Source organism: Microcoleus vaginatus FACHB-2002, assembly GCF_040004035.1.
Taxonomy (GTDB): domain Bacteria; phylum Cyanobacteriota; class Cyanobacteriia; order Cyanobacteriales; family Microcoleaceae; genus Microcoleus; species Microcoleus vaginatus_C.
This window is the reverse complement of the sequence record NZ_JAMPLN010000013.1, coordinates 88,166-109,386: the sequence shown is the minus strand read 5'-3', so window position 1 is coordinate 109,386 and position 21,221 is coordinate 88,166. Positions and strand designations below refer to the sequence as shown.

Sequence of the window (21,221 nt, the reverse complement as noted above, 5' to 3'; positions counted from 1 at the left end):
GCCAAACCTAGAGCAATTATGTGTATTGATCCTACCAAGATCGATCGACCTCTCGAAACCTGCGAAGCATTAGTAGCAGAGCAAAAAGGAAAAATTCTGAAACTTGAAGAGGATTTGCAGCGGCAGAGAGAATTGTGCCAGAAATTAGAAGCACAACTCAAAGCAGTCGAGAATGCTGGCTTTTCGGGTTCCGTAACTGAATTTGATATCACCGAGGACGATCGCATTCGGTTAATCGCATCTCTGGAAAAAAGCCAGGAAATGTACCGAACTCTCATCAAACATTATCCGAATGGTTCGGTGTTTTTGTTCGATCGCGATTTGCGCTATACTCTGGTTGACGGTCAAGGTTTGGCAGCGGTTGGTTTGTCCAAAGAACTGTTGGAAGGCAAAACATTGTGGGAAGTATCCCCACCTGAAGATTGGTCACTTTTTGAAACTAAATATCGCGCTGCTTTGGCAGGAAAAGAGAATACTTTTGAATATAAATACGGCGATCGCGTTTATTCAACAACAATTGCTCCAGTCAAAAACGACGGGGAAGAAATTTTTGCAGGCATAGTAGTTACTCAAGATATTACCGAAAAAAAACAGGCAGAAATAGCACTGGAAGAAATCACAAATCAGCTCGAAATTAAATATCAAAAGCGCACTGAGGACTTGACAACAGCGAACAATCAATTGCAGGAAGAAATTCTCTCTCGCTGGCGCACAGAAAAAGCTCTGCGGGAAAGCCAGGAACAGCTAGAATTGTTTTTCTCTCAATCTTTAGATGGCTTTTTCTTTATGATGCTGGACGAACCAGTGTACTGGGACGATACAGTTGACAAAGAAAAAGTCTTGGATTATATATTTGCTAACGGGCGGGTAACTAAGGCAAACGATGCTTTGATAGCTCAATACGGAGGTACTAGGGAAGAGTTTATTGGCAGGACGCTTTACTCTTTCTTATCGCACAACTTGACTGGCGGCAGAGAGATAATCAGGCAATTTTTTGAGGCCGGCAGAATTCACATCGAAAATGAAAATCGCAAGTTTGACGGGGTTCCAGTTTGGGTGGAAGGCGACTATATTTGCATTTACGATTCCCACGGCAGAATCGTGGGCTATTTTGGCGTGCAGCGCGATATTAGCGATCGCAAAAAAGCAGAAGCAACCCTCAGAGATAGCGAAGAACGCTTTCGGGCAACCGTCGAACAAGCGGCAGTCGGCATTACCCACCCTGACGAAACAGGCCGCTATTTGCGAGTCAATCAAAAATTCTGCGAGATAGTGGGATATACTGCGAGCGAACTGCTGTCGCGAACTTGGATGGACGTTACTTACCCAGAAGATATAGATGCAGATTTAAAACAAAACAAGAAATTATTTGCCGGGGAAATTGACAGTTTTAAAATGGAAAAACGCTTGCTGCACAAAGACGGCAGTGTAGTTTGGGTAAATATTACAGTATCGCTAATCAAAGAACCGCTGAGTGGGGCAATTTATAATGTAGTAGTGACAGAAGATATTAGCGAGCGTAAAGAAACCGAAGCAGCGCTGAAAGAAAGCGAAGAAAGGTTCCGACAGCTAGCAGAAAACATTGAAAGCGTGTTTTGGATGGTAAACATTCAACCCCAGGAAATTATTTATATCAGTCCAGGTTACGAAAAGATTTGGGGCAGAAGCTGCGCTGATTTATATGCTTACGGGCGCTTTTTTGCAGATTCCCTCCATCCAGAAGATCGCGAGCGGGTTATTGCTAATTTAACTAGAAAAATTGAGTTGGAAGACGAAATAGAATATCGAATTGTCAGGCCGGACGGCAAAATGCGCTGGATTCGAGATCGGGCTTTTCCGATTAGAAATCAATCTGGTAAAGTTTACCGCATCGTGGGCATTGCAGTAGATATTACCACACGTAAACAGGCAGAACAAACCATCCGTGAAAATGAAGAACGCTTCCGCCAGTTAGCAGAAAATATCCAAGATTCTGTCTGGCTAATGTCTGCGGAATTCACCGATTTATTGTATCTGAGTCCAGCTTACGAACAAATCTGGGGGCGCAGTCGCGAAGAATTGTATGCTGATCCCTTAAAAATGATGGAGTGGGTGCATCCAGAAGATAAACTCCTGTTGGAAGAGGCAATGGGGCGAGTGTTGCAGGGCGAGTCCACCAATACCGAATATCGGATTTTTCTGCCAGACGGCACAATTCGCTGGGTGTGCGATCGAGCTTTTCCCATTTACGACGAATCGGGCAACATTTACCGCATCGCGGGTATTGCCGAAGATATCAGCGATCGCAAATTTACCGAGGCCCGCATCCAAGCAGCACTCCGCGAAAAAGAAGTATTGCTCAAAGAAATTCACCACCGAGTCAAAAATAATATGCAGGTAATTTCCAGCCTGCTGCAACTTCAAGCTCAATATATTGAAGACGAAGCGACGCTAACTTTATTTGAAGAAAGCCAGACCCGCATCCATTCGATGGCTCTGATTCACGAGCAACTTTATCAATCCGAAAATCTCGATCAGATCGCCCTGTCCCCCTATGTCGAAAACTTGGTTGCTAATTTGTATCAATCTTTTGGTTGCGGCAATACTTCAATCCGATTTAATCTCAAAGTTGACCCGATTTATTTAAACATAGAAACAGCAATTCCGTGCGGATTAATTATTAACGAACTGGTTTCTAACTCTTTAAAATATGCCTTTGTCTCAAATTTAAATGGTGAAATATCTATTAATTTTTATGAAACAAATAGTCACCAGTTTCATTTAACTATTCAAGATAACGGTCGCGGATTTCCGGCGGATTTTGACGTGGAAAATACTGAAACATTAGGATTGCGATTAGTAAGAATGTTGGCTTACCAATTAGAAGCGAGTATTGCCATTGACAGTCAGTGTGGAACCTGCTACAATCTAATTTTCCAAGAGTTAAATTATCGGCAGCGTATTTAACGAAAAATGAACCCTATACAAATTTTGGTTGTAGAAGACGAAGTTATTGTAGCCCAAGACATAGCAGGCCGATTAAAAAAACTCGGATATGCAGTAACAGCTACAGTTTCTTCAGGAGAAGAAGCAATTCAAAAAGCTATAGAAAACCCGCCCGATTTGGTGTTGATGGACATCGTGCTTAAAGGTGACATGGACGGGGTAACGGCAGCCGAAAAAATCCGAACTAATAGGAATGTGCCGACAGTATTTTTAACAGCTTATGCCGACGATCACACGCTGCAAAGAGCGAAACTTACAGACCCATTCGGTTATATTATCAAACCATTTCAACAAAATGATTTGCGGGTGGCGATCGAGATTGCCCTGCACAGACACGAAATCGAAACCAAGATGCGAGAATCTCTCAAAGCCGCGGAAGCAGTCAGAGAGTCGGTGGAAGAAAAATCGCACCGCCAAAACCAGTATATTTCAATGGCCGCTCACGAATTGCGGAACCCGCTCAACGCGATTTTAATTTCTGCGGAACTTCTCGATCTCGATCGAACTCGCAGCAGGGACGAATCCCAAGTTAGAACCCTGCGCCTGGTGCACTCAGCTACCCAAAAGATGAACCAGCTAATCGACGATATGCTGTTCATGGGCAGAGCCGAATCAGGCCAACTCAAATGCAATCCATTACCGATAAATTTAGTCGAATTTTGTCAAGACTTGCTCGCTCAATTGCAATTAGGAAATGAAGCCAAGCACAAACTAACATTAATCCCTTCAGATGTTACCAGTGCAATATTAGATCAACAATTGCTGCACGGCATTATTTCTAACTTAATCGTCAATGCCATCAAATATTCTCCCAACGGCGGGCAAGTCACCTTGGAATTGGAATGCCGTCAAGCAGGCGAGGGAGACAAAGAACCTATTTTCTGCTTGTCTCCTCAGTGTTTGTTTCCCAATTCCCAATTTACAAATATTAACTCCCCCTTACTAATTATACGTATCCGAGACGAAGGTATCGGCATCCCAGAAACGGAAGTAGGGAAAATATTTGAAATGTTTTACCGATGCAAGAATACTACAAAGATTAAAGGTAATGGTTTGGGATTAACAATTGTTAAAAAAGCTGTGGAATTGCAAGGAGGGGCGATCGCCTGCGAAAGCAAAATCGGCGTTGGTACAACCTTCACAGTCGCCCTTCCTTACGTAGCACTTTCCTGTAAGACTCGACGAGAAACAAATTAAATGCCACTACAAACACTAATCAAAATGTTGCAAAATCCACTCTACAGCCGCGGCTAAATTTGCTGCAATAAAATCCGGTTTAGTATGGTGCTGATACTCCCCGCTCAACACGCTTTCCCCGTAACCAGTCTGCACCAAAATACCAGTACAGCCGGCATTGTGAGCCATATCTACATCAGTCGCTTTATCCCCGACCATAAAACTCTTTCGCAAATCTAAATCCTGTTCCCAAGCGGCCGCTACCAACATCCCTGTATTCGGTTTTCGCCACGTTGTATACCGCGTAAATTCTGGGTTGGTTCCGCCTTCGGCTGCGCTTAAATAAGGACAGTAATAAAGAGCATCTAACTTGGCTCCTGCTTCATTTTCTAATAGCTGACCAAGGCGTTTGTGCAAAGCTTCTACGTGGCTAACCGGATAATAACCCCTCGCCGGGCCGGATTGATTGGAAACCAAACAGCAAAATATTTGTTGGTCATTTAAACGGCGTACAGCTTCGGCGACTCCGGGGATTAAATGCAAATCTTCAACTTTGTGAATGTAACCCGCTTCGATATTGAGAACGCCATCTCTGTCAAGAAATACTGCTCGTTTCATTGTTGTATTGTTTTTTATATAATATAAAACTCGGTGGCATCGGAATTGATATTACTTAAGCTTTTCCTCCGCTAGTCCTCCCGCCTACCCGCCAGCCCGCCAGGGAATGAATTCCCTGTCTAATAGCGAAAGTCCTCTAAAAGAGGACTGACTCATTCATTAGTCCTCTTTTAGAGGACTTTAGCTTTGAGGCAGGGGTTTCAACCCCTGTCGGACTATCGGTGTAACGTGAAGTTGACTCCAATGGACACTGCCTTGTCCTCATCATGATTCTAAAATAGAGTGTTTGCCTAACCATTCGCGGAAAATATTATGATACAAACTATAGCAAATTTCTCCTCCAATTTCTTGTTTATTTAATAACTCGATCCAATTGTCTAATGTTTTTTCAACATCGTATTCATCCTGATCAATTATATTGGCGATCGCACTTACAGACAAACCTGTTGGGGATTTTACCAAAACATTGAGCACAGACAAGTCAACTGCCGATAAGCCATCACCTCTCATCCGCAGCCAGTGGCTTTGATAATACGCTGCTAAACCGGGAGGAAGTTCAGAGAGAAGTGAGGACTCTCCCAGAGTAGCATCGGGGTGTGGATTCTCGCCGATCGCCCTTAGCATCTGACTCAGATACATGAAATTGTTTTCGCTGACAGTGGCGAGTTGTTGGCAGAATTCGGGTTGAGTTAAATCGGGTGCGGTTGATAGGTATTGCTGAATGTAGTTAAGGACATCTTCCCGATTTTGGGCGGGATAATCTCTTAAATCGAGAGTTTGAGAGGGCGTTTCAATTAACAAACCGGATTTCTCTCTCAAAAACGGGCGGCGGGCGAGGATAAAATAAGTACGATCGCCCAAATATCTCGGCAGATAAAACAGATTTGTGCTCGGAGGCTGACTCGTGCGGGCGATCGCGTCTACAGAATCAATGACTATTATCAACTTTTGGCGATCGTTTAATTTATCGCTAATTTGCTGAAGCAACAAAGACAGAAACCAACTCCCATCATCGGATTCGAGATTTTGAAGTTGAGATTTGAGCTTGACAATTTCCGATGTTTCCCCATTGGCGGCAAGGTATTTGTCAATCAGTTGAGTGCAGACAGAAGCGAGAAAATCTTCAGCTCGATTTTTGCCCTCAACTGCAGCGTTGTAATAGATACTGCGAGGATGGGCCCTGACATATTGGGCGAGGATGGAACTTTTGCCGCAGCCGGGAGTGCCGACTATTGTGAAATAACCGCGGCTGTGGGAGTCCAGAAAGTCGGAAATGGCAGAAAATACAAACTTGCGCCCTGCAAAATTCTCGGTTTTTTCTCGCAGGAGTTGCTGAAATTCTTTTGGGTAAGCAGCAGTAGAGATGGGTGTTGGCAGAGGTGAGGAATTCATGTTAGTTCCTCCATCCCTTCTAGCCGCAGGAAATATACGCGACCGGATTCGTCGCCTGCCACCATTGTCAGTCCATCGGGTGCAATGGCGCAACAGGCGATCGGACTTTCACCCGTGAAACTAGCAATGACATTTCCATTCGACAAATCCCAGACTTTGAGGGTGTTGTCTCTTGAACCAGAAATTACCCGCTTGCCATCAGCAGTGACGGCTACTGCATATACCGAATTGCTATGATCTTTGAGTTTCTTTCCAGTTGTTAAATCCCAGACTCTGATGGTGTTGTCCAAAGAACCAGAAATCGCCCGCTTGCCATCATCCGTGACAGCTACTGCATTTACCCAGTTATTGTGACCTTCGAGAGTAAACTGTTCCTTTCCAGTTGTTAAATCCCAGACTTTGATGGTCTTGTCGGATGAACCAGAAATCGCCCGCTTGCCATCATCTGTGACGGCTACTGCATTTACCCAGTCGCTGTGACCTTCGAGGGTAAAGAGTTCATCTCCATTTGTTAAATCCCAGACTTTGATACTGTTGTGATCTGAACCAGAAATTGCCCGCTTCCCATCGGGAGTGATGGCGACTGCTTTTACCAAATTTCTGCGACCTTTGAAAGTAAATTCTTCCTTTCCAGTTGTTAAATCCCAGATTTTGATGCTGTTGTCATCTGAACCAGAAATTGCCCGCTTGCCATCATCCGTGATGGCTACTGCATTTACCCAGTTGCTGTGACCTTCGAGAGTAAACGGTTCCTTTTGAGTTGTTAAATCCCAGACTTTGATGGTGTTGTCCCACGAACCAGAAATTGCCCGCTTACCATCAGCAGTGACAGCTACTGCATTTACCCAGTGGCTGTGACCTTTGAAATTAAATAGTTCATCTCCAGTGGTTAAATCCCAGACTTTGATGGTCTTGTCGGATGAACCAGAAATTGCCCGCTGGCCATCAGCAGTGACGACTACTGCATTTACTGAGCCGCTGTGACCTTCGAGAGTAAACTCTTCCTTTCCAGTGGTTAAATCCCAAACTTTGAGGGTGTTGTCCCACGAACCAGAAATTGCCCGCTGGCCATCAGCAGTGACGGCTACTGCATTTACCAAGTCGCTATGACCTCTGAGAGTAAATAGTTCCTTTCGAGTCGTTAAATCCCAGACTTTGATGGTTTTGTCGGATGAACCAGAAATTACCAACTTGCCATCATTCGTGACGGCTACTGCATTTACTGAGTTGCTGTGACCTTTGAGAGTAAACTCTTCCTTTCCAGTGGTTAAATCCCATACTTTGAGGGTTTTGTCTCTTGAAGCAGAAATCGACCGTTGGCCATCATCCGTGACGGCTACTGCATTTACTGAGTCGCTATGACCATTGAGAGTAAATTCTTCTTTTCCAGTTGTTAAATCCCAGACTTTAAGGGTGTTGTCAAAAGAACCAAAAATTGTCCGCTTGCCATCAGCAGTGACTGCTACTGAATTTACTGAGTTGCTATGACCTTTGAGAGTAAACAGTTCCTTTCCAGTGTTTAAATCCCATACTTTGAGGGTGTTGTCCCACGAACCAGAAATTGCCCGCTTGCCGTCGGCAGTGACGGCTACTGCATTTACTGAGTTTCTATGACCTGTGAGAGTAAACTGTTCCTTTCCAGTTGTTAAATCCCAGACTTTGACGGTGTAGTCTCCTGAACCAGAAATTGCCTGCTTGCCATCAGCAGTGACAGCGACTGCATTTACCGAGTTGCTGTGACCTTCAATGGTGCGTAGCAATCCCCTGCGAGGGGGAGTTAAACAGGGTGTCAAAGGACGCAACCAAGCTGCTGCTTTCCACTCCTTTGCTACCTCCAGCATTGCCTGAATCGGAGGCATTTCAAAGTACAATAAGCGACCTAACAATTGCCCGGTCAGTTGCGTTTTATCTCGCTCCCAAATATGTGCCGATAACCTCAGTGTCCTTTGAATCAAGTTCAGGGATTTCGCTTTTTCTAAGTTGTATTCTGAGTGAGTTACTGCTTCAGAAGCGTCAACCAAATCGAAATCATCAATCAGTGCCTGCCCCCCAAACTCAGGATGCTGAATCTTTGCTATCAGAAAGTTAAAATCTGTCAGTTTTTGATAATACTTTTCTAAATTCCCTGACTTGACATAATTTGGGAGTAAGCTGCCCAGATAAGCACGTTGATAGAAAAGTGGTTTGGCCTCTAACTTGTCAGCAAATTCTCCCATCTCACGCCATCCCCTCTTCTAAATAGTCAGTAATCCCTTCTAGCCGCAGGAAATATACGCGGCCGGAGGCGTCGCCTGCGACAATTGTGACTCCATCGGGTGCAACAGCGCAACAGGCGATCGAACTTTCACCAGTGAAACTAGCAATCACATTTCCAGTCGTTAAATCCCAGACTTTGAGGGTTTTGTCTCTTGAACCAGAAATCGCCCGCTTGCCATCGGGGGTGATGGCTACTGCTTTTACTGAGTCGCTGTGACCTTTGAGAGTAAAATCTTCCTTTCGAGTTGTTAAATCCCAGACTTTGAGGGTTTTGTCCTCTGAACCAGAAATTGCCCACTTGGCATCAGCAGTGAGGGCGACTGAATATACTGAGTCGCTGTGGCCTACGAGAGTAAATAGTTCGTTTCGAGTTGCTAAATCCCAGACTTTTACCGTTTTGTCCTCTGAACCAGAAATTGCCCGTTTGCCATCAGCGGTGAGGGCTACCGCATTTACCGAGTAGCTGTGACCAGTGAGAGTAAACTCTTCCTTTCGAGTTGTTAAATCCCAGACTTTTACAGTTTTGTCCTCTGAACCAGAAATTGCCCTTTTGCCATCAGCAGTGACGACTACTGCATTGACTGAGTGGTTGTGACCTCTAAGAGTAAATTCTTCCTTTCGAGTTGTTAAATTCCAGACTTTGAGGTTTGTGTCCGAGGAACCAGAAATCGCCCGATTCCCATCAGCAGTGACGGCTACTGCATATACTGAGTTGCTATGACCTTCGAGAGTAAACAGCTCCTTTCGAGTGGTTAAATCCCAGATTTTGAGCGTGCTGTCTCTTGAACCAGAAATCGCCCGCTTCCCATCCTCCGTGATAGCGGCTGCATTTACCGAGTAGGTATGGCTCTGAGAAGTAAACTCTTCCTTTTGAGTTGTTAAATCCCAGACTCTGATGCTGTTGTCTCTTGAACTAGAAATCGCCTGTTTCCCATCCTCCGTGACGGCTACTGCATATACCCAGCCGCTGTGGCCTGCGAGAATAAACGATTGGTTTCTGGTTATTAAATCCCAAACTTTTAGGGTTTTATCTCTTGAACCAGAAATCAACCGTTTTCCATCAGCAGTGACAGCAACTGTATATACTGGGTAGCTGTGGCCTTTGAGAGTAAATTCTTCCTTTCGAGTTGTTAAATTCCAGACTTTGAGCGTGTTGTCTCTTGAACCAGAAATTGCCCGCTTGCCATCAGCAGTCACGGCTACTGTATGTACTGAGTAGCTGTGACCTTTGAGAGTAAATTCTTCCTTTCCAGTGATTAAATCCCAGACTTTTAGGGTTTTGTCCCACGAACCAGAAATCGCCCTTTTGCCATCCTTCGTGATGGCTACTGCATATATTGAGTTGCTATGACCTTCGAGAGTAAACAGCTCCTTTTGAGTGGTTAAATCCCAAACTTTGAGAGTTTTGTCCGATGAACCAGAAATTGCCCGCCTGCCATCAGCAGTCACGGCGACTGCATTGACTGAGTTGCTGTGACCGGTGAGAGTAAACTCTTCCTTTTCAGTGCTTAAATTCCAGGCTTTTATGGTGTTGTCCGATGAACCAGAAATTACCCGCTTGCCATCGGGGGTGATAGCAACTGCATTTACCGAGTTCCTGTGACCTGTGAGAGTAAACTGTTCCTTTCCAGTGCTTAAATTCCAGATTTTTATGGTGTTGTCCGAGGAACCAGAAATCACCCGCTTGCCATCCTCTGTGATAGCAACTGCATTTACTGACTTGCTGTGACCTTCGAGGGTGCCTAGTAGCCCCGTGCAAGGGGGAGTTAAACAGGGTGCCAAAGGACGCAACCAAGGTGCTGCTTTCCACTGCTTTCCTACCTCCAGCATTGCCTGAATCTCTGGCATTTTAAAGTAGCGTAAGCGCCCTAACTGTTCTGCCAGTTTTGTCTTATCTTCATCCAAAATCTCGGCTGACATCCACAAGACCGCTTCAATCAAGTTCAGGACCTTCGCTTTTTCTGGATTGTACTCGGGGTTAGTTACTGCTTCTGAATCGTCAACTAAATTAAAATCATCAATAAGCGCCTGTAGTCCAAATTCAGGATGCTGAAGCTTTGCCATCAGAAAATTAAAATCTGTCAGTCTTTGATAATACTTTTCTAAATTCCCTGACTTGACATAATTTGGGAGTAAGCTGCCCAGATAAGCACGTTGATAGAAAAGTGGTTTGGCCTCTAACTTGTCAGCAAATTCTCCCATCTCAGACCATCCCCTTTTCTAAATATTCAGTAATCCCTTCTAGTCGCAAGAAATATACGCGACCGGATGCGTCGCCTGCCACAATTGTGACTCCATCGGGTGCAATAGCGCAACAGGCGATCGAACTTTCACCCCTGAAACTGGCAATGACATTTCCACTCGACAAATCCCAGACTTTGATAGTGTTGTCATCTGAACCGGAAATCGCCCGCTTCCCATCAGCAGTGACGGCTACTATATTTACCGAGTCGCTGTGATCTTTTAGAGTAAACTCTTCGTTTCTAGTTCTTAAATCCCAGACTTTGAGGGTGTTGTCCCACGAACCAGAAATTGCCCACTTGCCATCAGCGGTGACGGCGACTGCTGTTACCAATTGGCCGTGAGCTTCGAGAGTAAACTCTTCCTTTCCAATTGTTAAATCCCAGACTTTAAGGGTGTTGTCCAAAGAAGCAGAAATCGCCCGCTTGCCATCGGGGGTGACGGCGACTGCTTTTACCCAGTCGCTGTGACCTTTGAGAGTAAACTCTTCCTTTCGAGTGGTTAAATCCCAGACTTTGAGGGTTTTGTCTCTTGAACCAGAGATTGCCCGCTTGCCATCAGGGGTGACGGCGACTGCATTTACTGAGTAGCTGTGACCTTTGAGAGTAAAATCTTCCTTTCGAGTTGTTAAATCCCAGACTTTGAGGGTTTTGTCTCTTGAACCAGAAATCGCCCGCTTGCCATCAGGGGTGACGGCGACTGCATTTACTGAGTAGCTGTGACCTTTGAGAGTAAACTCTTGCTTTCCAGTAGTTAAATCCCAGACTTTGAGGGTTTTGTCTCTTGAACCAGAAATCGCCTGCTTCCCATCAGCAGTGACGGCTACCGCATTTACCAAGTAGCTGTGACCTTTGAGAGTAAACTGTTCATTTCCAGTAGTTAAATCCCAGACTTTGAGGGTTTTGTCTCTTGAACCAGAAATCGCCCGCTTGCCATCGGGGGTGACAGCGACTGCATTTACCCACTTGCTGTGACCTTTGAGAGTAAACTCTTCCTTTCGAGTTGTTAAATCCCAGACTTTGATGGTGTTGTCCGACGAACCAGAAATCGCCCTCTTCCCATCAACAGTGACGGAAACTGCATATACTGAGTTGCTGTGACCTTTGAGAGTAAACTCTTCCTTTCGAGTTGTTAAATCCCAGACTTTTAGGGTGTTGTCCGCTGAACCAGAAATCGCCCTCTTCCCATCAGCAGTGACGGCAACTGCATATACTGAATTGCTGTGATCTTTGAGAGTAAACTCTTCCTTTCCAATTGTTAAATCCCAGACTTTGATGGTGGTGTCCGATGAACCAGAAATTGCCCTCTTGCCATCAGCACTAACGGCAACTGCTTTTACGAAGTCGCTGTGACCTTTGAGAGTAAACAGTTCCTTTCCCGTTGTTAAATCCCAGACTTTGAGAGTGTTGTCGAAAGAAGCAGAAATTGCCCGCTTGCCATCAGCAGTGACAGCAACTGCATATACTGAGTTGCTGTGACCGGTAAGAGTAAACTCTTCCTTTCCAATTGTTAAATCCCAGACTTTCAGAGTGTTGTCCCACGAACCAGAAATCGCCCTTTTGCCATCCTCCGTGACTGCGACTGCATTTACCCAGTGACTGTGACCTTTGAGAGTAACTTCTTCCTTTCCAGTTGTTAAATCCCAGATTTTGAGGGTGTTGTCCGATGAACCAGAAATCCCTCGCTTCCCATCAGCAGTGACAGCGACTGCATTTACCGAGTTGCTGTGACCTTCGAGGGTGCGTAGTAGTCCCCTGCCAGGGGGAGTTAAACAGGGTATCAAAGGACGCAACCAAGGTTCTGCTTTCCACTGTTTTGCTACCTCTGGCATTGCCTGAATAGCCGGAATGTTAAAATGCAGCAAGCGCCCTAACAATTGCCCTGCCAGTTGCGTTTTATCTTGCTCCCAAATATCGGCTGACATCCACAGTACCCTTAGAATCAAGTTCAGGGCTTTCGCTGTTTCTGGGTTGTATTCTGGGTGAGTTACTGCTTCTGAATCGTCAACCAAATTGAAATCATCAATCAGTGCCGGCACCCCAAATTCAGGATGCTGAATCTTTGCCATTAGAAAGTTAAAATCTGTCAGTCTTTGATAATACTTTTCTAAATGACCTGACTTGACATGATTGGGCAGTAAGCTGCCCAGATAAGCACGTTGATATGAAAGGGGTTTGGCCGCTAACTTGTCAGCAAATTCTCCCATCTCACGCCATCCCCTCTTCTAAATACTCAGTAATCCCTTCTAGTCGCAGGAAATATACGCGGCCGGATGCGTCGCCTGCGACAATTGTGACTTCATCGGGTGCAATAGCGCAACAGGCGATCGAACTTTCACCTGTAAAACTGGCAATGATATTTCCACTCGACAAATCCCAGACTTTGATAGTGTTGTCATCTGAACCAGAAATTGCCCGTTTGCCGTCGGGGGTGATGGCTACTGCTTTTACCGAGTCGCTGTGACATTTGAGAGTAAACAGTTCCTTTCCAGTTGTTACATCCCAGACTTTTAGGGTGTTGTCTTTTGAACCAGAAATCGCCCTTTTGCCATCAGCAGTGACACCCACTGCATTTACCGAGTAGCTATGACCTTTGAGAGTAAACTCTTCCTTTCGAGTTGTTAAATCCCAGACTTTGAGGGTGTTGTCCGATGAACCAGAAATCGCCCGTTTGCCATCAGCAGTGACAGCAACTGCATTTACCGGGTAGCTGTGACTTTTGAGAGTAAACTCTTCCTTTCGAGTTGTTAAATCCCAGACTTTGAGGATGTTTTCATCTGAACCCGAAATTGCCCGTTTGCCATCAGGAGTGACAGCAACTGCATTTACCGAGTAGTTGGGGAGAGTAAACAGTTCCTTTCCAGTTGTTACATCCCAGACTTTGAGGGTGTTGTCTTTTGAACCAGAAATCGCCCGTTTGCCATCCTCCGTGACACCAACTGCATTTACCGAGTAGCTGTGGAGAGTAAACAGTTCCTTTCCAGTTGTTAAATCCCAGACTTTGAGGGTGTTGTCTTTTGAACCAGAAATCGCCCTTTTGCCATCCTCCGTGACCGCAACTGCATTTACCGAGTAGCTATGACCTTTGAGAGTAAAGAGTTCCTTTCCAGTGCTTAAATTCCAGACTTTGAGGGTTTTGTCATGTGAACCAGAAATCGCCAGTTTGCCATCAGCAGTGACAGCAACTGCATGGACTGTGTATCTGTGAACTTGGAGAGTAAACTCTTCCTTTCCAGTTGTTAAATCCCAGACTTTGATGGTCTTGTCATCTGAACCAGAAATCGCCCGCTTACCATCAGCAGTGACGGCAACTGCATTTACCAAGTCGCTATGACCTTTGATAGTAAACAGTTCCTTTCCAGTTGTTAAATCCCAGACTTTGATGGTCTTGTCCCACGAACCAGAAATTGCTCGTTTGCCATCAGCAGTGACGGCAACTGCATTTACCAAGTTGCTATGACCTTTGAGAGTAAACTCTTCCTTTCCAGTGGTTAAATCCCAGACTTTGAGGGTGTTGTCGAAAGAAGCAGAAATTGCCCGCTTGCCATCCTCCGTGACAGCGACTGCATTTACCGAGTGGCTGTGACCTCTGAGAGTAAACTCTTCCTTTCCAGTGGTTAAATCCCAGACTTTGAGGGTTTTGTCCGATGAACTAGAAATTGCCCTTTTGCCATCCTCCGTGACAGCGACTGCATTTACCGAGTGGCTGTGACCTCTGAGAGTAAACAGTTCCTTTCCAGTGATTAAATCCCAGACTTTAAGGGTGTTGTTCCATGAACCAGAAATCGTCCACTTGCCATCAGGAGTTATGGCTAGTGCTTTTACTAAGTATCTGTGACCATTGAGAGTAAACAGTTCCTTTCCAGTGGTTAAATCCCAGACTTTGAAGGTTTTGTCAACTGAACCAGAAATCGCCAGCTTGCCATCAGGAGTAACAGCGACTGCCTTTACCCAGTCCCTGTGACCTTTGAGAGTAAAAAGTTCCTTTCCAGTTGTTAAGTCCCAGACTTTGAGGGTGTTGTCCGATGAACCCGAAATCGCCCGCTTGCCATCAGCAGTGACAGCTACTCCATTTACCGAGTCGCTGTGACCTTCGAGGGTGCGTAGCAATCCCCTACGAGGGGGACTTAAACAGGGTGTCAAAGGACGCAACCAAGGTTCTGCTTTCCACTGTTTTGCTACCTCTGGCATTGCCTGAATTTCCGGAATGTTAAAGTGCAGCAAGCGCCCTAACAATTGCCCTGCCAGTTGCGTTTTATCTCGCTCCCAAATATCGGCTGACATCCACAGTACCGCTTGAATCAAGTTCAGGGCTTTCGCTTTTTCTGGGTTGTATTCTGGGTGAGTTACTGCTTCTGAAGCGTCAACCAAATTAAAATCATCAATCAGTGCCTGCACCCCAAACTCAGGATGCTGAATCTTTGCCATCAGAAAGTTAAAATCAGTCAGTTTTTGATAATACTTTTCTAAATTACCTGACTTGACATAATTTGGCAGTAAGCTGCCCAGATAAGCACGTTGATAGAAAAGTGGTTTGGTCGCTAACTTGTCAGCAAATTCTCCCATTTCACCCCAACCCCTCTTCTAAATACTCAGCAATCCGTTGATTTACTTCTTTAAAAATCTTCCGCTTTGAATCCATCTCCCGTTTGCCTTTCAGAAAGTCAAGGAAACTAGCATGATAGATGGTGTAGCAGATTTCTCCCTCTACATTCTGCTTTTTCAAATACTCAACCCACTTATCTTCTACAACCTTTCCCACATCGCATTCATCCACCTTGGCAATTCCAGCAATCATCTTGCAGGGAATCGGCGTGCCAATCTCTAGTAAAATATACAAGACATTCTCCATCAATTGCCCTGGCTGAGCTTCCATCCCCATCTTTACCCAATGGCTTTGATAATACTCTAGCAACCCGTCTGGCAATTGCTTTAAACTCAAGTCATTGTAAACGCCTTTAGCAATTGCTGGCAAAACATACCGCAAATACATAAAATTGTTTTCGCTCTTGTTTGCCACTTGTTCGACAAAAGTTGTATCGGGAATGTTGCGGGTTTGAATCCAGTTTCTCAGTCCCTTTTTATGGTCAGAATCAGTATTGATAACAAAGCGAATATATTCTTTTATATCATCCTGATTGAAATTAACATACTGGCTATCTCTTAAATCTAACTCTTCTTCGGGAGCATCTACTAACAATCGCTTTTTATCGAGGCTATAGGGTCGCCTAGTCAGCAGAAAATATACATTAGTGGGCAAATTTTTCGGTAAATGTAAAAGATTTCCTCCCGGTTCTTGTTCGACTTCATCCAGTGCATCAACTGCAATTACCAAACGTTCAGTACCAGTGAGTTTTGCCGCCGCCCTTGCCAGTAAAGTTGGTAAATCGGCGTCTTCTGAATTTTGCAATTGATAGCGGTCAATTAATTGCCGACGAATGCTCTTCAAAAACAATTCTGGTCTGTTGCGCCGTTCGACGAGAATATTGAAATAGCAGGGAGATTTATGTTCAGAGACGTATTTGGCAACGATCGAACTTTTGCCCATTCCTGCATCCCCGACGATCGTAAAATAACCGTGAGGGTTTGCGTTCATAAATTGCTGAAAAGTCTCAAAAACAAATTGGCGTCCGCAAAACCTGCGAATTTTTTCTTCTATTAACGATATAAATTCTTCAGGGTAGGGAGATGAGTTAGAAGCTTGGGTGGGAACTACTGGTTGTGATGGTTGATAATACTTCTGTATCAATTTAGTCTGCAGAATCTTCAACTTTCCCGCACCTTGTTGGTCAGAAAGTTCAGGAAAACTGGATGAAAACTTCCTGTAAATCTCTCCCATCCGCTGTTTTACAGTAGGTTCTGATATGCTTAATTCTACTGAAAGCTGTGCCTGATTTAGGGCTGCTTTTTCAGAAGAGAATAGCGCTAATAATGTTTCTGTTTGTTCCATCGATAATTCATGTGTCCCAGATTCGCGTCTAAGGAATTCTTGCCAATCCATCTAGGTTAACCCCTAATTTAACTTTATTACAACTTACGTGTCCTGCACTTAAATCATCCTGAGCCTAGCCAAGGATCTCTTAGACGGCTGGGATGCTTCCCAGTCCTGATTCTTGCCAAGGATAGGGACTCTGCATGACAGTCGTTTAATTATACCTTGAGTATACTTTGATTATACCGACCTCTAATAGACCTAACTTTATACCTCTGGTCAACTTCACTCAATTAAAGTGATGCGATGATTTGATCAGAACACAGAGAAGCAGTTATTGATAAACAAGAGAGGTCAGTCAAATGAATTTTAAATTATTGGGAAACTCACACGGTGACGAAGATTTTAGCAAAATGGATGAAATCCCGTCACTTGGGATAGGTATAAAAATTATTAGCCAAATTGCCGATGAGCTTAGTTATACCCACACTTCTGACCGTCGAAACTGTCTGTTAATTGTAAAATATTTTCAGCCTGTACTACCTCACCCTAGCACTCAAGCTGGTTGTTTTAAGCGAGCGACCGATACTTTAAACATCTTCAACTGGCTGAAAGAGCAAAAAACTAGCCAATCCGATCGCAGTTCTAACCAGCCACTGCAAAAAATTACTCTTCAACTCAATAGTGACATGGCCACTGTCACTCAAGTTTTATGGTGGGTCGAACAGTTAGAGAATCTACCACTTCCCGAAGAAGTTTTGCAGCTTTGTAAACTTGCGACGGTCGAGGGGTTTATCAATGCTATTCACCACCACAAAAATATGCCATCAAACACTCCTATCGATCTTGCGATCGCAGTTTTTAACGAACGCATAGAAATTCAAATTTGGGATTGGGGAAAGCCTCTTAATTTCCCAAGCAAAGTTGAAATTGAACAATCGCAAGCAAAAGAGCCGTTCGGTTTGAAGGAGCTGGAACTTATGTTTTAGCAAAGATGACTATATCTGCAAATCATTCTTTAATTAGTGCTGCCTGACTAGAGCCGATAGGTTTTAATCTCCTGCCCGATATGCCCTCAAAATTAGGGCATATCGCAAATTAAGACTCACCTTGTATGCCCTACATTCTCCCTTTTTCCTTCAGTAGGATATCTGTACAAACAAAAAACATCAATATTTAGCAGAGAAAACCGTTATGAACTCTAACTTAGAAAATTCGCACCGTGACGAAAATTTTAGCGAAATCGATGAAATAGGCAAAATAGGTATAAAACTTATTGGCAAAATTGCCGATGAGCTAAGTTATACCCGCACGTCGGCCGGTCGAAACTGTCTGTTAATTGTCAAATATTTTCAGCCCGGTATAGTACCACCCCAACCTAGCACTCAAGCTAGTATTTTTAAGCGTGCGATCGACCTTTTACACAGCTTTAACTGGCTTCAAGAGCAACGAAATCCCCAATCCGAGCCAAGTTATAACCAGCCACTTCACAAAATAAAGATTCAAGTAAATAGCGATCTCCAGGCGGTTACTCAAGTTTTATGGTGGGTCGAGCAGTTTTTTTTAGAGCTTCTACCCATTCCCGAAGCAGTTTTGCAGCTTTGTAAACTTGCTGCGATCGAGGGTTTTGCCCATGCTGTTCGCCACGCCCGCAAAAATTTGTCATTGGAAACTCCGAAAATAGAACTGGCGATCGCAGTATTTAACGAACGCCTAGAGATCGAAATATGGGATTGGGGCAAGCCTTTTGACCTCAAGACCAAGCTGAAAGAAGAATTGCCCGAAAAAACTCTGTTTAGTTGGAACGACCTGGCCTTTACTCTTCACTAAAGCTGTTCTGAAATTGCCAGCTTTGCATTGACAACAGAAAGGAACTTTTTTGTGATGATTACTAATACTACTCCCAAGATTCTCGTTGTGGATGATGACCCATCCATCCGCAATCTAGTTCATCGCTTTTTAAATCAGAAATATCAAGTAGATTCGGCAGCAGATGGCGAGACGGCTTTAGCAGTGTTTGAGAAATTCAAGCCTGTGTTAGTAATTCTCGATTGGAATTTGCCGGATACTACAGGCTATCACCTCTGCCAGGAAATGCAGCGCCGTACTAATGTATTTGCGATTATGCTAAGCAGCCGCACAGACGAAGCTGATAAACTTAAAGTCCTGTCGGCAGGTGCTGATGACTATATCTGCAAACCATTTGGTCTGGAGGAGTTGGCAATTCGTATAGAAGTTGTGTTGAGACGCATGAGGCCTGTCACTCCATCACGTATTGTATTCGATCAATTCGCGATCGATTCAGCGCGTCGGGAAGCAACACTGAACGATCGCATTCTCAAGTTAACAACCTTGGAATTTAATATCTTGTATTTTTTAGCAAGTCATTCGGGTCAATCTTGGAGTCGCCAACAGCTAATCGAAAAAATTTGGGGGTGGAACTGCCAGGACACAGGAGAAGAGCAAGTTGTTAGGGTACATATCGGTCAGATTCGCAAGAAAATGATTCAAGTTGATGCTACTGCGTCGCAGTTTATTAAAACAATTCGGGGTTACGGTTACAGGTTCGAGCCGCCCTCGCGCACGGCAATGGCAATTTGCTAAGCTCATCGGCATTAACCACTTGATTTTGTGAAAAACCTAGCCTCTAGATATGGGTTCCCAGGATCGGCCTGGGAACCAGCTAAGATATCCTAGTTTTTAGCCGCCCCAAACCTTCTTCAAAACATCTTGAGGAGAGATGTCTGCCATTTTGCCAGTAGGAGATTTAATGCCCAAAAATCGATCGCTCTTTGGCAGCAATTTCGCCGGTTCAGTCGGGCCAAACAAAGCTATTGTATAAGTTTGAACCGCCACAGCTAAGTGCATCGGCGCACTGTCAGTACATATCATCAAATTAGCAGCAGCAATGGTGGCAGCCAACTTGCCGACATCATCCGGCGAGATAACTTTTACATTCGGACATAACTCGACTAACTTTGTCACGAACTCTGCATCTTCTGGGCCTTTCACAACAACAACAGGCAAATTCGGCTGCCGCTGCTGACAGTCTTCGATGATTTGCTTCCAGTTGTCTGTAGGGTAAATTTTGTCAATACCTTTAGACACAGCTAATTGACTCGAACCGCCGTGAATCAAAATGTAGCCGCTTTCTTTTACGCCCAACCGCTGCTGTTCGGCTTCCGCCCACTGAATGTCCTGTTTTGGTACATTAATTGCTAGTGGCGGACAAGGATTTGTAATGTTGAATCCTTGCAGCAAATCGTGGTACATTGAAGCCGCGTACTGTTCTGTTTTCAGCGGTACAGCAGCAGTGAGAAATCGAGCACCGTTGGTTCCCGAATAGCCAACTCTCTGCGGAATGCCGGTCAGCCACAGCAGCAGCCCTACAGTCCACCGCTGGCCGAGGGAAATAACTGCTTCGTATTCGCGATCGCGAATTACGCCCAGTAAATTGCCCAAATCTGCCATAGCGTTGCGGTCTTTGAAATTGTACGTCAAGACTTCTTTGACGGATTTGCAGACTCGGTAAGCACCCTTTGCCCTCGGTTCCACGATGACATCAATTTGCGCGTCGGGATAAGACTGCTTGAGGTCATCAAGAGTGGGGAAAAATAAAATTTGGTCGCCAATCCCGCCAGGGACAAGTGCTAGTATTCGCATCATAAACGATCGGGCTATTATTGATCGAGGTAGCTCTCAGAGATCGGCTCTCAACTATCAGCTTATAGTATTTCTAGACCTTAAAAGCTACTGGCTGACAGCTAAACAACTGACTCAAAAGTACAGGACGCTCTTATTATATATATCTAGTTGGGTTAAAAACGGTTAGTAAATGCACTTATTAATTCCTGCAGCGGGTTCGGGGCGACGGATGGGGAGTCAGCGGAACAAACTGCTGCTGACTTTGCTGGGAAAACCTTTGCTGAGTTGGACTTTGGCTGCTGCTGAAGCTTCGCAGCACATTAGCTGGATTGGCATCATGGGCCAGCCAGACGATTTTCCTGATTTTAAAGCAATTGTGAGCGATTTATCTTTGGTTAAGCCCGTGGAACTGATTAAAGGAGGCGCCACCAGGCAAGAGTCAGTTTACAACGGTTTGCAGGCTTTGCCTCCGTCGGGCGATCGAGTGTTGATTCACGACGGCGCGAGGTGTTTGGCAACTGCTGAATTGTTCGATCGATCTGCAGAGGCCCTCTTGACCTGTCCGGGCTTGATTGTCGCCGTCCCGGTCAAGGATACGATTAAGGTCGTAGATGAGCGTCGGATCGTGCGAGACACCCCAGACAGACGCAATTTGTGGGCAGCCCAGACTCCCCAAGGATTTGAAGTGAAATTGTTAAAGCAGTGTCACGAAGAAGGGCGACAAAAAGGTTGGGAAGTGACCGACGATGCGGCTTTGTTTGAAAAATGCGGTTTACCCGTGCAAATTGTGGAGGGAGAAGAGACGAATTTGAAAGTCACAACCCCCGTTGATTTAGCACTAGCGGAATTTATTTTGCGACAGAGAACAGATAAGAGTAAATAGAATTTGTTGAGTATTTTTAAGGACAGGCAAGATGCCCGTTCCACACTCAAAAAGTTGTTAGTTGTGGAACAGGCATCTTGCCTGTTAAATAATA

14 protein-coding genes are annotated in these 21,221 nt (G+C 44.7%); 6 read left to right on the top strand and 8 right to left on the bottom strand.

Going from position 1 to position 21,221, the window contains the following annotated elements; genetic code table 11:
- Nucleotides 1-18 precede the first annotated feature (18 nt).
- Together NDI35_RS13595 and NDI35_RS13590 are read left to right on the top strand one after the other, a co-directional pair.
- Complete coding sequence (locus NDI35_RS13595) at nt 19-2,946, top strand: PAS domain S-box protein (protein ID WP_445313195.1); 2,928 nt, start codon at nt 19-21, stop codon at nt 2,944-2,946.
- 6 nt (nt 2,947-2,952) lie between these two features.
- On the top strand, nt 2,953-4,182 hold the full coding sequence (locus NDI35_RS13590; RefSeq protein ID WP_445313194.1) for a hybrid sensor histidine kinase/response regulator: 1,230 nt from the start codon (nt 2,953-2,955) through the stop codon (nt 4,180-4,182).
- A gap of 15 nt (nt 4,183-4,197) precedes the next feature.
- Here NDI35_RS13590 and NDI35_RS13585 read toward each other — a convergent pair whose 3' ends face one another.
- The 7 genes from NDI35_RS13585 to NDI35_RS13555 form a co-directional block, all read right to left on the bottom strand.
- A complete protein-coding gene (locus tag NDI35_RS13585; RefSeq protein ID WP_445313193.1) occupies nt 4,198-4,779 on the bottom strand; it encodes a D-glycero-alpha-D-manno-heptose-1,7-bisphosphate 7-phosphatase in 582 nt (193 codons plus the stop codon).
- Between the two features lie 264 nt (nt 4,780-5,043).
- Nucleotides 5,044-6,171 (bottom strand): ATP-binding protein, encoded by a 1,128-nt coding sequence (locus tag NDI35_RS13580; protein ID WP_445313192.1) that lies wholly within the window; start codon nt 6,169-6,171, stop codon nt 5,044-5,046.
- Complete coding sequence (locus NDI35_RS13575) at nt 6,168-8,387, bottom strand: beta-propeller domain-containing protein (protein WP_445313191.1); 2,220 nt, start codon at nt 8,385-8,387, stop codon at nt 6,168-6,170. The genes NDI35_RS13580 and NDI35_RS13575 overlap by 4 nt, the downstream gene beginning before the upstream one ends.
- Before the next feature lies 1 nt (nt 8,388).
- On the bottom strand, nt 8,389-10,629 hold the full coding sequence (locus NDI35_RS13570; protein WP_445313190.1) for a WD40 repeat domain-containing protein: 2,241 nt from the start codon (nt 10,627-10,629) through the stop codon (nt 8,389-8,391).
- Nucleotide 10,630: 1 nt separating this feature from the next.
- Entirely contained in the window at nt 10,631-12,874 is a 2,244-nt protein-coding gene (locus tag NDI35_RS13565) for a WD40 repeat domain-containing protein (RefSeq protein WP_445313189.1), read from the bottom strand.
- 1 nt (nt 12,875) lies between these two features.
- Nucleotides 12,876-15,233, bottom strand: coding sequence for a WD40 repeat domain-containing protein (locus tag NDI35_RS13560; protein ID WP_445313188.1), 2,358 nt, complete (start codon nt 15,231-15,233; stop codon nt 12,876-12,878).
- 1 nt (nt 15,234) lies between these two features.
- Complete coding sequence (locus tag NDI35_RS13555) at nt 15,235-16,617, bottom strand: NACHT domain-containing protein (RefSeq protein WP_445313187.1); 1,383 nt, start codon at nt 16,615-16,617, stop codon at nt 15,235-15,237.
- A gap of 344 nt (nt 16,618-16,961) precedes the next feature.
- On the opposite strand from NDI35_RS13555, the gene NDI35_RS13550 reads away from it, so the two are divergent.
- The 3 genes from NDI35_RS13550 (at nt 16,962) to NDI35_RS13540 (ending at nt 19,203) form a co-directional block, all read left to right on the top strand.
- A complete protein-coding gene (locus NDI35_RS13550; protein WP_445313186.1) occupies nt 16,962-17,588 on the top strand; it encodes an ATP-binding protein in 627 nt (208 codons plus the stop codon).
- 205 nt (nt 17,589-17,793) lie between these two features.
- Nucleotides 17,794-18,429 (top strand): ATP-binding protein, encoded by a 636-nt coding sequence (locus tag NDI35_RS13545; protein ID WP_445313185.1) that lies wholly within the window; start codon nt 17,794-17,796, stop codon nt 18,427-18,429.
- Between the two features lie 54 nt (nt 18,430-18,483).
- Nucleotides 18,484-19,203: a response regulator transcription factor gene (locus NDI35_RS13540; RefSeq protein ID WP_445313235.1), complete on the top strand. Its 720-nt coding sequence runs from the start codon at nt 18,484-18,486 to the stop codon at nt 19,201-19,203.
- 96 nt (nt 19,204-19,299) lie between these two features.
- Here the strand turns inward: NDI35_RS13540 and NDI35_RS13535 are convergent, their stop codons facing one another.
- Nucleotides 19,300-20,262 (bottom strand): glycosyltransferase family 9 protein, encoded by a 963-nt coding sequence (locus NDI35_RS13535; RefSeq protein WP_445313234.1) that lies wholly within the window; start codon nt 20,260-20,262, stop codon nt 19,300-19,302.
- Nucleotides 20,263-20,434: 172 nt separating this feature from the next.
- Between NDI35_RS13535 and ispD the strand changes: the two genes are divergently transcribed.
- Nucleotides 20,435-21,127: a 2-C-methyl-D-erythritol 4-phosphate cytidylyltransferase gene (gene ispD, locus NDI35_RS13530; protein ID WP_445313184.1), complete on the top strand. Its 693-nt coding sequence runs from the start codon at nt 20,435-20,437 to the stop codon at nt 21,125-21,127.
- Nucleotides 21,128-21,221 lie beyond the last annotated feature (94 nt).

Excerpts from the sequence above, each read along its gene's own strand:
- NDI35_RS13535 (WP_445313234.1), bottom strand. The coding sequence starts at position 20,262 with ATGCGAATACTAGCACTTGTCCCTGGCGGGATTGGCGACCAAATTTTA.
- NDI35_RS13575 (WP_445313191.1), bottom strand. The coding sequence starts at position 8,387 with ATGGGAGAATTTGCTGACAAGTTAGAGGCCAAACCACTTTTCTATCAA.
- NDI35_RS13580 (WP_445313192.1), bottom strand. The coding sequence starts at position 6,171 with ATGAATTCCTCACCTCTGCCAACACCCATCTCTACTGCTGCTTACCCA.
- NDI35_RS13550 (WP_445313186.1), top strand. The coding sequence starts at position 16,962 with ATGAATTTTAAATTATTGGGAAACTCACACGGTGACGAAGATTTTAGC.
- NDI35_RS13570 (WP_445313190.1), bottom strand. The coding sequence starts at position 10,629 with ATGGGAGAATTTGCTGACAAGTTAGAGGCCAAACCACTTTTCTATCAA.
- NDI35_RS13560 (WP_445313188.1), bottom strand. The coding sequence starts at position 15,233 with ATGGGAGAATTTGCTGACAAGTTAGCGACCAAACCACTTTTCTATCAA.
- NDI35_RS13585 (WP_445313193.1), bottom strand. The coding sequence starts at position 4,779 with ATGAAACGAGCAGTATTTCTTGACAGAGATGGCGTTCTCAATATCGAA.
- NDI35_RS13545 (WP_445313185.1), top strand. The coding sequence starts at position 17,794 with ATGAACTCTAACTTAGAAAATTCGCACCGTGACGAAAATTTTAGCGAA.
- NDI35_RS13555 (WP_445313187.1), bottom strand. The coding sequence starts at position 16,617 with ATGGAACAAACAGAAACATTATTAGCGCTATTCTCTTCTGAAAAAGCA.
- NDI35_RS13540 (WP_445313235.1), top strand. The coding sequence starts at position 18,484 with ATGATTACTAATACTACTCCCAAGATTCTCGTTGTGGATGATGACCCA.
- ispD (WP_445313184.1), top strand. The coding sequence starts at position 20,435 with ATGCACTTATTAATTCCTGCAGCGGGTTCGGGGCGACGGATGGGGAGT.
- NDI35_RS13565 (WP_445313189.1), bottom strand. The coding sequence starts at position 12,874 with ATGGGAGAATTTGCTGACAAGTTAGCGGCCAAACCCCTTTCATATCAA.
- NDI35_RS13595 (WP_445313195.1), top strand. The coding sequence starts at position 19 with ATGTGTATTGATCCTACCAAGATCGATCGACCTCTCGAAACCTGCGAA.
- NDI35_RS13590 (WP_445313194.1), top strand. The coding sequence starts at position 2,953 with ATGAACCCTATACAAATTTTGGTTGTAGAAGACGAAGTTATTGTAGCC.